This is a genomic window from Klebsiella scottii (genome assembly GCF_036561945.1).
GTDB lineage: Bacteria > Pseudomonadota > Gammaproteobacteria > Enterobacterales > Enterobacteriaceae > Klebsiella > Klebsiella scottii.
Genome location: NZ_JARXNI010000018.1, coordinates 66,748 through 80,940, shown reverse-complemented (window position 1 = coordinate 80,940; position 14,193 = coordinate 66,748). Strand labels below are relative to the sequence as shown.

Here is a 14,193-nt window from a genome sequence, read left to right as displayed (position 1 = left end):
ACGTCAGTGAGGCCATCGCCTCTGCATTCAGACCAGAGCGGATCTCCCCCTACAAGGCAGGTTACTGGAGTCTTTTATGTCAAAGGAACAATATCTCACCCTCAACAGGGCCTCGGGGCCGAATAGCGATGCCCCGACCACGCCGTTTGTGAAAATCGTCGCGCTGATAGCAACGCTCGGCGGTTTGCTGTTCGGTTACGATACCGGCGTTATTTCCGGCGCATTGCTGTTTATGGGCAATGAGCTGCATCTCACCCCGTTCACCACCGGCCTGGTGACCAGCTCATTGCTGTTTGGCGCCGCGTTCGGCGCGCTGCTTTCCGGCTATATGGCCAGCGCGGCGGGTAGAAAGAAAATCATCCTCTGGCTGGCGGTTATCTTCGCCGTCGGCGCCATCGGTACCGCTCTGGCGCCCGACGTTAACTGGATGATTTTCTTTCGCCTGGTGCTCGGCGTGGCGGTAGGCGGCGCGGCGGCAACCGTTCCGGTCTATATCGCCGAAATGGCGCCGGCGAATAAACGCGGACAGCTGGTCACGCTGCAGGAGCTGATGATTGTCTCGGGCCAGCTGCTGGCCTATATCTCGAACGCCGGGTTCCACGCCGTGTGGGGCGGGGAGAGTACCTGGCGCTGGATGCTGGCGGTCGCCACGCTGCCCGCCGTGCTGCTGTGGTTTGGCATGATGTTTATGCCCGATTCACCGCGCTGGTACGCGATGAAAGGGCGCCTGGCGGAAGCGCGCCGGGTTCTGGAGCGCACCCGCCGCAAAGAGGACGTCGAATGGGAGCTGATGGAGATTAGCGAAACCCTCGACGAGCAGCGCAATCTCGGCAAGCCGCGGTTCCGCGAAATTATGACTCCGTGGCTGTTTAAGCTGTTTATGATTGGCATCGGTATTGCCGTTATTCAGCAGCTTACCGGCGTAAACACCATTATGTACTACGCGCCAACGGTGCTGACGTCGGTGGGGATGAGCGATAACGCCGCGCTGTTTGCCACCATTGCCAACGGGGTGGTGTCGGTATTGATGACCTTTGTCGGCATCTGGATGCTGGGTAAAATTGGCCGCCGGACGATGACCATGATCGGCCAGTTTGGCTGTACCGCCTGCCTGGTGTTTATCGGCGCGGTGAGCTATTTGCTGCCGGAAACCGTCAACGGCCAGCCGGACGCGCTGCGTGCCTATATGGTGCTGGCGGGAATGCTGCTGTTCCTGAGCTTCCAACAGGGCGCTCTGTCGCCGGTGACCTGGCTGCTGCTGTCGGAGATTTTCCCCACCCGCCTGCGCGGGATCTTTATGGGCGGGGCGGTGTTCTCAATGTGGATCGCCAACTTCCTGATTTCGCTCTTCTTCCCGATCCTCCTGTCGTGGATTGGCCTCTCCGGGACGTTCTTTATCTTCGCCGGAATTGGCGTATTTGGCGCGCTGTTCGTCATTAAATGCGTGCCGGAAACCCGCAACCGCAGCCTCGAGCAGATTGAGCACTATCTGCAGGACCGGCTTGATACCAGCGAAGAGCGCAAGGCCGCTCGTAAGGTGTGGGCCGAATCCCAGGCGGATAAGGCCTAAGTCAGCGTTACCCCGGAAAATCCCCGCAGGCGCCGCGCCGCCTGGCGGGGATGTGGGCCCGCCTCCCTGCTGCCTGGACTGGCGCTGTGCAACGCTTCCGGGGATTTCCCCTGCTGGCGCTGCGCCCGGCGGGAATCCGGGCCGGCACCGTCCTGGTATTCTCCCCGCTTCCGCTGCGCTTACCGGGGCTATGAATCAGCGTCGTTGCAGCATTATGTGATCCAGCCTGAAAAACGGGCACCTGCGCCCGCAACCCCATTTACCTTGCCTTTCCTCGCAGCATAGTATGATCGTTAAATAAACGAACACTGTTCTATAATGTAGAACAAATGCATCAACAAGGGGATCTCATGCAGCAGATCGTGCAGTTCTCAGGAATTATTCCGCCTGTTTCCACCATCTTTACCGCCGACGGCCAGCTTGATAAGCAGGGCTTCGCGGCGCTTATCGACGATACGATCGCCGCGGGCGTTGACGGCCTGTTCTTTCTCGGCAGCGGCGGGGAGTTCTCGCAGCTCAACGCCGAAGAGCGTAAGGCGATCGCGGCATTCGCTATCGGCCACGTCGATCGGCGGGTACCGGTTCTGATTGGCACCGGCGGCACCAATGCGCGTGAGACCATTGAGCTCAGCCAGCATGCGCAGGCGGCGGGAGCTGACGGCATTGTGGTGATTAACCCTTACTACTGGAAAGTGTCGGAACAGAACCTGATTCGTTACTACCAGCAGGTGGCGGACTGCGTCACGCTGCCGGTGATCCTGTATAACTTCCCGGCGCTCAGCGGCCAGGACCTGACGCCAGCGCTGGTCAAAACGCTGGTGGATTCACGCAGCAATATCGTCGGCATCAAGGACACCATCGATTCCGTTGCCCACCTGCGCAGCATGATCCTGACCGTAAAATCGGCGCACCCGAACTTCTCGGTGCTCTGCGGCTACGACGATCACCTGTTCAATACGCTGCTGCTGGGCGGCGACGGGGCGATCTCGGCCAGCGTTAATTTTGCGCCGCAGCTGTCGGTGAAGCTGCTGCAGGCCTTCCGCGACGGCGACCTGGCGCAGGCGGCGCACTATCATCAGACGCTGCTGCAAATTCCGCAGATCTACCAGCTCGATACGCCGTTCGTGAACGTGATTAAAGAGGCGACGGTCCTGTGCGGCCGGCCGCTGTCCACGCATGTGCTGCCGCCGGCCTCGCCGCTGGATGACGCGGGTAAGGCGCAGCTCAAAGCGCTGCTGCAACGGCTCAAGCTCTGCTGAAACGGAAAAAAACGATGACCATCGACAAGATTTTCACCCCGCAGGACGATGCATTCTATGCGGTCACCACCCATGCCGCAGGCCCTCAGGGCGCGCTGCCGCTGACGCCGCAGATGCTGATGGAGTCGCCGAGCGGCAACCTGTTCGGCATGACGCAAAACGCCGGTATGGGCTGGGACGCCAATAAGCTGACGGGAAAAGAGGTACTGATCGTCGGCACCCAGGGCGGGATTCGCGCGGGCGACGGCCGACCGATCGCGCTGGGCTACCATACCGGGCACTGGGAGATTGGCCTGCAGATGCAGGCGGCGGCAAAAGAGATCACCCGCAGCGGCGGCATTCCCTTCGCCGCCTTCGTCAGCGATCCGTGCGACGGACGCTCCCAGGGCACCCACGGGATGTTCGACTCCCTGCCGTATCGCAACGACGCGGCGATCGTGTTTCGCCGCCTGATCCGCTCTCTGCCTACCCGACGCGCGGTGATCGGCGTCGCCACCTGCGACAAGGGGCTGCCCGCGACCATGATCGCGCTGGCGGCGATGCATAATCTGCCGACGATCCTCGTGCCCGGCGGAGCGACGCTGCCGCCAACCTTTGGCGAAGATGCCGGAAAAGTACAGACCATCGGCGCACGCTACGCCAACCACGAGCTGTCGCTGCAGGAAGCGGCGGAATTAGGCTGCCGGGCCTGCGCGTCGCCGGGCGGCGGCTGCCAGTTTTTAGGCACCGCCGGCACCTCGCAGGTGGTGGCGGAGGCGCTGGGAATGGCGTTGCCACACTCGGCGCTGGCCCCGTCCGGGCAGGACGTATGGCTGGAGATCTCCCGCCAGTCGGCGCGGGCGGTGAGCGAGCTGGATAATCGCGGCATTACCACCCGCGAGATCCTGACCGATAAGGCCATCGAAAATGCGATGGTGCTCCACGCCGCGTTTGGCGGCTCAACCAATCTGCTGCTGCATATCCCGGCCGTTGCCCACGCGGCGGGCTGCACCATTCCCGACGTCGAGCACTGGACGCGCATCAACCGTAAGGTCCCGCGGCTGGTCAGCGTGCTGCCCAACGGCCCGGACTATCATCCGACGGTGCGCGCGTTCCTCGCCGGCGGCGTGCCGGAGGTGATGCTGCATCTGCGCGATCTCGGCCTGTTGCACCTCGACGCCATGACGGTCACGGGCCAGACGGTCGGGGAAAACCTCGACTGGTGGCAGGCCTCGGAGCGTCGGCAGAAATTCCGCCAGTGCCTGCTGGAGCAGGACGGCGTCGATCCGGATGACGTGATCCTGCCGCCGGAGCGCGCCAGGGCGAAAGGGCTCACCTCGACGGTGGCCTTCCCGGTGGGCAACATCGCGCCGGAAGGGTCGGTGATCAAAGCCACCGCCATTGACCCGTCGGTGGTGGACGACGACGGCGTGTACCGCCACACCGGCCGGGCGCGGGTATTTGTCTCGGAGGCGCGGGCGATCGGGGCCATTAAAAACGGCGAGATTGAGCGGGGCGATATTATGGTGGTGATCGGCGGCGGGCCGTCCGGTACCGGCATGGAGGAGACCTACCAGCTCACCTCGGCGCTGAAGCACGTTTCGTGGGGAAAAACGGTTTCGCTGATCACCGATGCCCGCTTCTCCGGCGTCTCGACCGGCGCCTGTTTTGGCCACGTGGCGCCCGAGGCGCTGGCGGGCGGGCCCATCGGCAGGCTGCGCGATAACGACATTATCGAGATCGTGGTCGACCGTCTTGCCCTGACCGGCAGCGTGAACTTTATCGGCACGGCGGAGGCGCGCCTGACGGTGGAGGAGGGCGCCGCGGAGCTGGCGGCGAGAGCGCCGCATCCGGATTTGCACGCCCATGATTTTTTACCGGACGATACGCGCCTCTGGGCCGCGCTGCAGTCGGTGAGCGGCGGCACCTGGAAAGGCTGTATTTATGATACCGATAAAATTATTGAGGTTATTAACGCCGGTAAAAAAGCCCTCGGTTTATAAATAAATAAGCGTTAATTTTAGCCTGCGGAAAATATTCCGCGGGCGAATTTTCGTTTCCTTAAAAAGACTATTTTTTGAGAATTTTATTATTCAATAAGCTATTAAAAATAAAAGCTAAAAATATTTTTTCAGTTTCATCTTTATACCGACCGTAATCACAAAAACAAAAAAACATAATTCATAAATTAAAAATGGTCATTGTTGTAAAAACGCTCGCCTAATTACACTCTGTTAACACGAAAACGTGAATTAGGCACACGCATCACGGGTGTTTTCCTGACGACGCAGCGGGTATTTTTTTGCCCTCTTCAGGCCCCTGACGTTTGCATCATTCCACTCTCTGGGGTTGGGGATAAATATGCAATTGACCATGAAAGATAAAATTGGCTACGGGCTGGGCGACACCGCCTGCGGCTTTGTCTGGCAGGCGACGATGTTCCTGTTGGCCTATTTCTATACCGACGTCTTTGGGCTCTCCGCCGGCGTAATGGGAACGCTGTTTTTAGTTTCACGCGTGCTGGATGCCGTTACCGATCCGCTGATGGGGCTGCTGGTGGATCGCACCCGCACCCGCCACGGTCAGTTCCGCCCGTTCCTGCTGTGGGGAGCGATCCCGTTTGGCCTTGTCTGCATGCTGACCTTCTACACGCCGGACTTCTCCGCGCAGGGTAAAATCATCTATGCCAGCATCACCTATATCCTGCTGACGCTGGTGTATACCTTCGTCAACGTGCCCTACTGCGCGATGCCGGGGGTGATCACCGCCGATCCGAAAGAGCGCCACACGCTGCAGTCGTGGCGCTTTTTCCTCGCCGCCGCCGGATCGCTGGCGATCAGCGGTATCGCGCTGCCGCTGGTGGGGATCATCGGCAAGGGCAACGAGCAGGTGGGCTACTTTGGCGCGATGTGCGTGCTGGGGCTGACCGGCGTGGCGCTGCTGTACGTCTGCTTTTTTACCACCAAAGAGCGCTACACCTTCGAGGTGCAGCCGGGCGCCTCGGTGATGAAAGATCTTCGGCTGCTGTTCGGCAATAGCCAGTGGCGGATCATGTGCGCCTTCAAAATGATGGCGACCTGTTCCAACGTGGTGCGCGGCGGGGCGACGCTCTACTTCGTCAAATACGTGATGGATCACCCGGAGATGGCGATGCAGTTTCTGCTGTACGGCAGCATCGCCACCATGTTCGGCTCGCTGGCCTCGTCGCGCCTGCTGGGGCGCTTCGATCGGGTGAAGGCCTTCAAAGGAATTATCGTCATCTATTCGCTGTTAAGCCTGCTGCTGTTCTTTATCCCTGCCGAACAGATTGGGCTAATTTTCGCGCTCAACATCGTTTTCCTGTTCATCTTTAACACCACCACGCCGCTGCAGTGGCTGATGGCCTCCGACGTGGTGGATTACGAAGAGAGCCGCAGCGGCCGCCGCCTCGACGGCCTGGTGTTCTCCACCTATCTGTTCAGCCTGAAGATCGGCCTGGCGATCGGCGGCGCGGTGGTGGGCTGGGTTCTCGCCTTTGTGAACTACTCCGCCAGCAGCAGCGTGCAGCCGGCTGAGGTGCTCACCACCATTAAAATCCTGTTCTGCGTGGTGCCGGTGATGCTCTACGTCGGCATGTTCATCATGCTCTCACTCTACAAGCTGAGCGATGAGCGCGTTGAGGCCATCAGCCAGCAGTTACGTAAGCATCGCGCGGCGCAGAATGAAGACGTTCCCGCCGCAGCGGCCGCAGCATCCAATTAAGAGGGAGGCAATATGTACACGATTACTAACCCGATTTTGACCGGTTTCAACCCCGACCCGTCGCTATGCCGGCAGGGCGAGGATTACTACATCGCGACCTCCACCTTTGAGTGGTTTCCGGGCGTGCGTATTTACCACTCGCGGGATTTGAAAAACTGGTCGCTGGTCAGTACGCCGCTGGATCGCGTGTCGATGCTGGATATGAAAGGCAATCCTGACTCTGGCGGCATCTGGGCGCCGTGTCTGAGCTACGCCGACGGCCTGTTCTGGCTGCTGTATACCGATGTGAAAATCGTCGACTCGCCGTGGAAAAACGGCCGCAACTATCTGGTGACCGCCCCCTCCGTCGAAGGCCCGTGGAGCGAGCCGATTGCGATGGGCAACGGCGGGTTTGACCCGTCGCTGTTTCACGATAGCGACGGCCGAAAATACTACATCTACCGCCCGTGGGGGCCGCGCCACCACAGCGATCCGCACTGTACCATCGTCCTGCAGGAGTATTTCCCGCAGACCCGGACCCTGTCGCCGCAGCGTAAAACCCTGTTTACCGGCACCGACCTGCGCTATACCGAAGGGGCGCACCTGTACCGCAAAGAGGGCTGGTACTACCTGCTGGTGGCGGAGGGCGGCACCGGCTACGAGCACGCGGTAGTGGTGCTGCGGGCGAAAAATATCGACGGGCCCTACGAGCTGTCTCCTGAGGTGACGCTGATGAGCAGCTGGCATCTGCCGGAGAACCCGCTGCAGAAAAGCGGCCACGGTTCGCTGCTGGAGACGCATACCGGCGAATGGTATATGGCGTATCTCACCGGCCGCCCGCAGCGCCTGCCCGGCGTACCGCTGCTGGCATCCGGCGGGCGCGGCTACTGCTCGCTGGGGCGTGAAACCGGCATTACGCCCATCGCCTGGCGCGACGGCTGGCCGGTCATCGAAGGCGGTAAACACGCGGCGCTGACGGTGCCGGGGCCGCAGATGACGGAAAGCCAGGCGCCGGCAGAGTCGGCGTGGTGCGATGAGTTCGACGGCGCGACTCTCGACCCGGAGCTGCAAACCCTGCGTATTCCCTTTGACCAGACGCTCGGCTCCCTCAGCGCCCGGCCGGGCTATCTGCGCCTGTACGGCAACGATTCGCTTAACTCCACCTTTACCCAGTCCACCGTGGCGCGGCGCTGGCAGCACTTTGCCTTCCGTGCCGAAACGCGGATGGAGTTTGCGCCGGAGAACTTCCAGCAGAGCGCGGGGTTAACCTGCTATTACAACACCAAAAACTGGAGCTACTGTTTTGTCGATTTCGAGGAGGGGCGGGGCAGGACGCTGAAGGTGCTGCAGCTCGACCACAACGTCCCGTCCTGGCCGCTGCACGACCAGCCGATCCCGGTGCCGGATGAGGCGCAGAGCGTGTGGCTGCGGGTGGACGTTGACCATCTGGTGTACCGCTATAGCTATTCGTTTGACGGCGAGAACTGGCACCGGGTGCCAATCGACTACGCGGCGTGGAAACTGTCGGACGACTATATCGGCGGCCGCGGGTTCTTTACCGGGGCGTTCGTCGGCCTGCACTGCGAGGATATCAGCGGCGACGGCTGCTACGCTGATTTTGACTACTTCCGCTACCTGCCGGTAGAGGCGTAGGCCATCAGGCCGGGTAGCCCAGCGCTTTTGACAGCTGGCGCCCGGCCTCTTCCAGCTGCAGCCGGTAGTGGGCGAGCTCGTCATCGTCCACCCGTGAGGTGAGCGTGGAGAGGCTCAGGGCGGCAATCACCCGCGATTCATGATTCCACACCGGCACCGCCACGCAGCGTACGCCCTGTTCGTTCTCTTCGCTGTCCAGGGCGTAGCCCTGGGCGCGGGTTTGCGCCAATATCTCCAGCAGCGCCTCGCGGGAGGTGATAGTCGTGGGCGTGAAGGGCGTGTACTGATAGCCTTCGAGCAGGGTATTCAGCTCCGCGTCGCCCAGCCAGGCAATCAGCACCTTGCCGATGGCGGTGGCGTGCACCGGCAGGCGGCGGCCAATACGCGAGTAGGCGATGGCGGCAAGCCGGCCTTCGATCTTCTCTATATAGACGCCTTCGTGGCCGTCGAGAATACCGAGATGAGTGGTTTGCCCGGTATTTCGGGATAGCTCCGTCAGCCAGCTTTTCGCCTTCTGGCGGATATCCATTGAGCCCACCACAAAGTGGCCGCGCTCCACCAGCTTCATGCCGAGGCGGTATTTGCCGTTTTCCGGGTTCTGATCGATATAGCCGTGCAGCTGCAGAGTTTTGAGCAGCGAATGGAGCGTGCTTTTGCTCAGGCCCATTTGCTTGCTGATGTCGGTGATTTTGAGCTCCTTCGCCTGGTCGTTAAACAGATCGAGGATCGTCAAAGCACGTTCAACAGACTGAATAATAGGCATAATATACGACCATTCACGCGGGGAGAGGGTGAAAAAGTACCCTTTTTAGGCTGAAAAATCAAACGGCTGGGGTGAAAACTCCTCGTCGCCCCGCTCAGCGCGGTGCGGCCGTCGGGGCGACGAGGTGGGGGCTTACTTTATCTCCGCGAGAGCGGTTTTATCTACGTACGGCTTCATCAGGGCATCGGCCTCTTTCTGCGCGGCCTGGGCCGCCGCTTCCGGGGTGACCTTCGCATCGTTGACTACCGCCGCCAGCTGGTTTTCCATCGCCTTACGTACGGCGACGGTTTCCCAGGTGGAGTACCACGGATGGGCGTATTTCAGCTGCTCCAGGGCGATGGCCGCGCGCGGGTCCTGCTGCAGATAGGCCTTCATTTCCGGCGTATCGTAGGCGGCTTTGCGCGGGGAGAAGTAGCCGGTAAAGCGGCTCCACTCGCCGTTGACCTGCGGGCTGACGAGCCAGGTCAGGAACTGATAGGCCGCCTTTTTCTGCTCGTCGGAAATGCCTTTAAAGCTCACCAGGCTGGCGCCGCCGATCGGCACCGCGCGCTGCTCTTTGGCCGGCAGCATCGCCACGCCGAGTTCGAAATCTTTGCTGTTTTCGCGCATAAAGCCCAGCGCGCCGGTGCTCAGCATCGCCATCCCGACCTTGCCGGAGAAGAACGACGCGCTGATCTGCTTCGAGTTCAGCACGCCGGAGGGCATCACCTTGTCCTGATACACCAGGTTCTGCCAGAAGCGCAGGGCGCCGATGGTGGTCGGGGCGTTGTAATAGACTTCGCCAGGATAGTCTTCGTTAAAGTATTTCCCGCCGTTGGCGCGCACCAGCGCCGAGAAGATCCAGCCGCCGTAGTCGTCGTTGGTGGACGGTAGCATAATGCCCCACTGGCCTTTGCTCTCATCGGTCAGCTTTTTGGCATCCGCCAGCAGCTCGGCCCAGGTCTGCGGCGGCTGTTTGATCCCGGCCTGCTCGAACAGGGTTTTGTTGTAGTAGAGGATCGGCGTCGAGTTATGGAACGGAATGGCGTAGGTGGTGCCCATGACCTGGGCGTTCTTGTGCATCGCCGGCCAGAACTCGTTGACCAGGAAATCTCCGGCCTTCTGGTCGCCATATTTAAACAGCTCGTCCATCGGCAGGATCTCATCCTTGAGCGCCAGGTCGGTGGTGAAGTTGGCGGACATAATCACCAGCGCCGGCGGCTGCCCGGCCTTCTGCGCCGATTCGGCTTTGATCTTGGTGGTGTCGTAGTTGCCGGTAAAGATCCCGCGCACTTCCACGTCCTGCTGCGAGTCGTTAAAGGCTTTGATGACGCGGGTCATCTCCATGGTCAGCTTGCCGTCTACCGGCGCCGGGAACATGAAATCGATCTTCTCTTTCGCCAGCGCCGTGCCGCAGAGGGCAAGGCTAAGGCTGACGGTGATGGCCGCTAAGGGCTTAAGCATGGTCAATCTCCTGGAGTAAGCGCCTGGTCCTCAGGCTATTTTATTTGCCAGTTTGACCCTGGGCAGTGCTCAGAATCCTCACGTACTCCGTGTACGCTCCGATTCTTGCGCGCTGTCCGTGTCCAAACTGACTGCAACAATTACGCCTGATGAGCGGGCGCTAAATTATGCTGTTTCTCAGCATGAAAAAGATGAATATCCCCGGGCGAAAAGCCGAGGATCAGCGAATCGCCTTTCTCCGGCACCGCGCCGCGATGGCGGCGGCTAAAGCGCAGGGTGCCGATGGGGGTGCTGACGTGGAGCAGGTAGTCGGCCCCCATCAGTTCTCGTTGCAGCACGGTGGCACAGAGGCGCAGATGGCCCTCTTCCACGCGATCGCTGATATGTTCCGGGCGGATGCCCAGCCAGACGCGGGACTCATCGCGATAGCGCGGCGGCAGCGGATGACGCAGCTCGCCGAGCCTTACCTCGCCGTCGGCGCAGGGCAGCGACAGCAGGTTCATCGCCGGGGAACCGATAAACCCGGCGACGAACAGGTTGGCCGGGTGGGCGTAGAGGTGCTCCGGGCGCCCGACCTGCTGCACGTGGCCGGCGTTCATCACCACGATGCGGTCGGCCATCGACATCGCCTCGGTCTGGTCGTGGGTGACGTAGATGGTGCTGGTTTTCAGCTGCTGGTGGAGATCCATAATGCTGTCGCGCACCTCGCTGCGCAGGCGCGCGTCGAGGTTGGAGAGCGGCTCATCCATCAGGAACAGCCGCGGATTACGTACGATGGCGCGGGCCATCGCCACCCGCTGGCGCTGGCCGCCGGAGAGCTTCGCCGGTTTGCGATCCAGCAGGGCGTCCAGCTGCAGCATCTGCGCGACTTTATCCACCCGCGGCTGCCAGCTGGCCTTCTCCTCTTTGCGCACCTTCATGCCGAAGGTGATGTTGTCGCGCACCGACAGGTGGGGGAACAGGGCGTAGTTCTGGAAGATCATCGCGAAATTACGCTCGCGCGGCGACATATCGGTGATGTTCTGCTCATGCAGCCAGATTTCACCGTCGCTGACCCGATCGAGCCCGGCCAGCAGGCGCAGCAGGGTGCTTTTACCGCAGCCGGAGGGGCCGACCAGCACCACGAACTCGCCTTCGTGAATATCCAGCGACAGGGCGCTGAGGGCCGGCTTGCCGTCGAAGCGTTTACTGATATTTTGCAAACTAAGCATGGCGATTAGCGCTCTTGCGTCGGACAGCTGATGTTTTCGTCATACAGCCACGGCCCGGCATAGTGTGCCAGCGAGTGCTGGTAGCTCACCCACTGCTCGCCTACCTGGCGATGCATCAGGCAGGAGGCCGGCGACATGTCGTAGTACGGGCGGGTATCTTCGTGGAAATAGGGCACCTGATGCACGGTTCCCGGCACGGTGGAGATAATCGCCTGGCGGTGCTGGGTCAGGGTCAGGCTGTGGTTGTGGCCGCAGAAAATGCGCGTCAGCGACGGGAAGCGCTCCACCAGCGCCAGCAGGCGATAGCCGTTTTCACAGGCGATGGGGTCCATCTGGGCGTTGCCCAGCGGCAGCGGCGGGTGATGCATAAATACCGTGGCGGGCTTATCGCCGCCGTCGAACAGCTGCGCTTCCAGCCATTTAATGGTCTCGTCCGTCAGCCAGCCGCTGGAGGTGCCGGCGCGGCTGGAGTCGATAAACAGCAGGCGGGTGGCAAAATCGTCCACCGCGTAGTGCATGTTCTGCGGATCGCTGCCGAGCTGCGGGCACAGCGGATGCAGGTATTCCAGAAACAGCTCTTTATCGTCGTGGTTGCCGGGGATCAGATACAGCGGGTAGTTCAGGCCGCCGAGGATCTGGCGGGCCGCCTCGTACTCCTCCGGGCGGCCGCAGTTGACGATATCGCCGCTGACCACCACCGCGTCCGGACGCTCCTGCAGGGCGTTGAGCTGGGAGACCACGTCGGCGTTGGCGGCATTAACGTCGATAAAGCCGTACAGCTTCTGGCCGTGGCTGCGGAAGTGCGTATCGGAAATTTGCGCTAACAGCATCAATAACTCCTTATTTGATCCCGGAGAAGCCGAAGCTTCGCAGGAACTGTTTCTGGAAAAGAATGAACGCCAGCATCAGCGGCAGGCAGACCATCAGCGTCCCGGCGCCGATGGTGCCCCACTGGCCGCCGGATTCGGCGCCCATGGCGAAGGAGACCAGCCCCACGGTCAGCACCTGCTTATCGGGATCGTTGAGCATCATCAGCGGCCACAGGTATTCGTTCCAGTGGTAGGTAATGCTGACGGTGGCGAAGGCCAGCACCGACGGCCAGGACATCGGCAGCAGCACGCGGAACAGCACCTGCCACCAGCGGCAGCCCTCCATCAGAGCGGCTTCCTCCAGCTCTTTGGGGATGGCGAGGAACGCCTGGCGCATCAGGAACACGCCGAAGGCCGAGGTGAAGTAGGGCATCATCACCCCGGTCAGGGTATTGAGCAGGCCGAAAGTTTTGAGGGTCAGCATGTTCGGCACCATCATCACCACCGGCATGATCATCAGCTGCACCAGGAACAGCAGGAACAGGGTCTGCTTGCCGCGGAACTCGTGGCAGGCGAAGACGTAGCCGGCGGTGGTGATGGTCAGCAGCTGCACGCAGAAGGTGCCGAAGGTGAAGATAATGGTGTTGGCGTAGAGGCTCGGCCAGTCGGCGCTGGCCCAGGCGTCGCGGAAGTTATCGAGGGTCAGCGGCAGCCTGGGCAGCAGCGAGGCCATATCTTCGCCGAAGGTGGTGGCGCTGAACGAGGTCGCCAGCATCCAGATAAACGGGCTCACCCACAGCAGCGCCAGGCAGCACATCAGCACGCTGAGGGTAAAGGGCTGCGAACGACGCAGGCGCAGCCACAGCGGACGCGAGGCGCCCGACGAGCGCACGGCCAGCGGCGAAATTTCAGCGCTCATGGTGGGCTCCTTTTTCCAGCAGTTTGAGGTTAAGCAGCGAGAAGGCGAACAGCCCGGCCAGCGTCAGGAAGGTGGCGGCGGAGGCTTTGCCGAGGTCGTGGGTATCCCACGCCAGGTTCTGGATGTAGTAGAGCAGCACGGTGGTGGCGTTGTCCGGCCCGCCGCGGGTCATCACCGCCACGTGGTCAATTTGAGTGATGGAGTAGATCAGCGCCGTGGTGATGACGAAGCTCAGGGTCGGGCGCAGCAGCGGCAGGGTGACCTTAAAGAACACCTGGCTGCGGGTGGCGCCTTCCATAATCGCCGCTTCGCGGGTCGAGGCCGGGATACTCTGCAGGCCGGCGAGGAAAAACAGCATGTAGTAGCCGGCAAACTTCCACACCCCAATCAGCGCCAGCGCCAGCAGGGCGGTGTTGCTGCGCCCCAGCCAGTTGTTGTTCATCGGGCCGACGATCTTCGCCAGATAGTGGTCGAGCAGGCCGAGGCCGGGCATAAAGATAAACAGCCACAGCGCGGCGGCGCTGACCATCGGGATAATCATCGGGAAGAAGAAGGCGGTGCGCAGCCAGCGGTTGACGCGATGGTTTTCGCTCAGCGCGACGGCCAGCAGCAGGGCGAGGGTCACGCCCGGCACCACCGTCAGCAGGATATAGAGCAGGTTATTGACCAGCGATTGCCAGAAGACGCCGTCGGCGAACAGGCGGGTGAAGTTATCGAGGCCGACGAACTGCGCGCCGTCGCTGACCATCCGGGTATCGAACAGGCTGTCGTAGACCGAGCGCCCCAGCGGGAACCAGGTAAACAGCAGCAAAAACAGCAGCGAAGGTGACAGTATCAGCCAGGGGAGCCAGCTTTTTCTCATAACGG

At 61.2% G+C, this 14,193-nt stretch carries 11 protein-coding genes; 5 read left to right on the top strand and 6 right to left on the bottom strand.

The annotated features are described in order from the left end of the window. Positions 1 to 76: 76 nt before the first annotated feature. From QFI97_RS02290 to QFI97_RS02270, 5 genes are all read left to right on the top strand, one after another. A complete protein-coding gene (locus QFI97_RS02290; RefSeq protein WP_346430516.1) occupies positions 77 to 1,570 on the top strand; it encodes a sugar porter family MFS transporter in 1,494 nt (497 codons plus the stop codon). Positions 1,571 to 1,920: 350 nt separating this feature from the next. Continuing rightward, the gene (locus tag QFI97_RS02285; protein WP_346430515.1) at positions 1,921 to 2,829 is read left to right on the top strand and encodes a dihydrodipicolinate synthase family protein; all 909 of its coding nucleotides are present in this window, start codon (positions 1,921 to 1,923) and stop codon (positions 2,827 to 2,829) included. Between the two features lie 14 nt (positions 2,830 to 2,843). Beyond that, entirely contained in the window at positions 2,844 to 4,811 is a 1,968-nt protein-coding gene (locus QFI97_RS02280) for a YjhG/YagF family D-xylonate dehydratase (protein ID WP_346430514.1), read from the top strand. 358 nt (positions 4,812 to 5,169) lie between these two features. Further along, positions 5,170 to 6,549 carry a glycoside-pentoside-hexuronide (GPH):cation symporter gene (locus QFI97_RS02275; RefSeq protein WP_346430513.1) on the top strand — a complete coding sequence of 460 codons (1,380 nt, stop codon included), beginning with the start codon at positions 5,170 to 5,172 and terminating at the stop codon, positions 6,547 to 6,549. A 12-nt stretch (positions 6,550 to 6,561) separates the two neighbouring features. Continuing rightward, entirely contained in the window at positions 6,562 to 8,181 is a 1,620-nt protein-coding gene (locus QFI97_RS02270) for a glycoside hydrolase family 43 protein (protein ID WP_346430512.1), read from the top strand. A gap of 4 nt (positions 8,182 to 8,185) precedes the next feature. On the opposite strand, the gene QFI97_RS02265 is transcribed toward QFI97_RS02270, so the two are convergent. The 6 genes from QFI97_RS02265 to QFI97_RS02240 all read right to left on the bottom strand — a co-directional run bounded on the left by QFI97_RS02265 (position 8,186) and on the right by QFI97_RS02240 (position 14,188). Continuing rightward, complete coding sequence (locus tag QFI97_RS02265; protein ID WP_346430511.1) at positions 8,186 to 8,944, bottom strand: IclR family transcriptional regulator; 759 nt, start codon at positions 8,942 to 8,944, stop codon at positions 8,186 to 8,188. A 132-nt stretch (positions 8,945 to 9,076) separates the two neighbouring features. Then, positions 9,077 to 10,387, bottom strand: a complete 1,311-nt coding sequence (locus tag QFI97_RS02260) for an ABC transporter substrate-binding protein (RefSeq protein ID WP_346430510.1) — start codon at positions 10,385 to 10,387, stop codon at positions 9,077 to 9,079. A gap of 140 nt (positions 10,388 to 10,527) precedes the next feature. Continuing rightward, positions 10,528 to 11,598 carry an ABC transporter ATP-binding protein gene (locus QFI97_RS02255; RefSeq protein ID WP_346430509.1) on the bottom strand — a complete coding sequence of 357 codons (1,071 nt, stop codon included), beginning with the start codon at positions 11,596 to 11,598 and terminating at the stop codon, positions 10,528 to 10,530. Between the two features lie 5 nt (positions 11,599 to 11,603). Then, positions 11,604 to 12,428: a glycerophosphodiester phosphodiesterase GpdQ gene (gene gpdQ, locus QFI97_RS02250; protein ID WP_346430508.1), complete on the bottom strand. Its 825-nt coding sequence runs from the start codon at positions 12,426 to 12,428 to the stop codon at positions 11,604 to 11,606. Positions 12,429 to 12,438: 10 nt separating this feature from the next. Further along, entirely contained in the window at positions 12,439 to 13,326 is an 888-nt protein-coding gene (locus QFI97_RS02245; RefSeq protein ID WP_095104230.1) for a carbohydrate ABC transporter permease, read from the bottom strand. Further along, entirely contained in the window at positions 13,316 to 14,188 is an 873-nt protein-coding gene (locus tag QFI97_RS02240; RefSeq protein WP_095104229.1) for a carbohydrate ABC transporter permease, read from the bottom strand. The genes QFI97_RS02245 and QFI97_RS02240 overlap by 11 nt, the downstream gene beginning before the upstream one ends. Between the last annotated feature and the right edge of the window lie 5 nt (positions 14,189 to 14,193).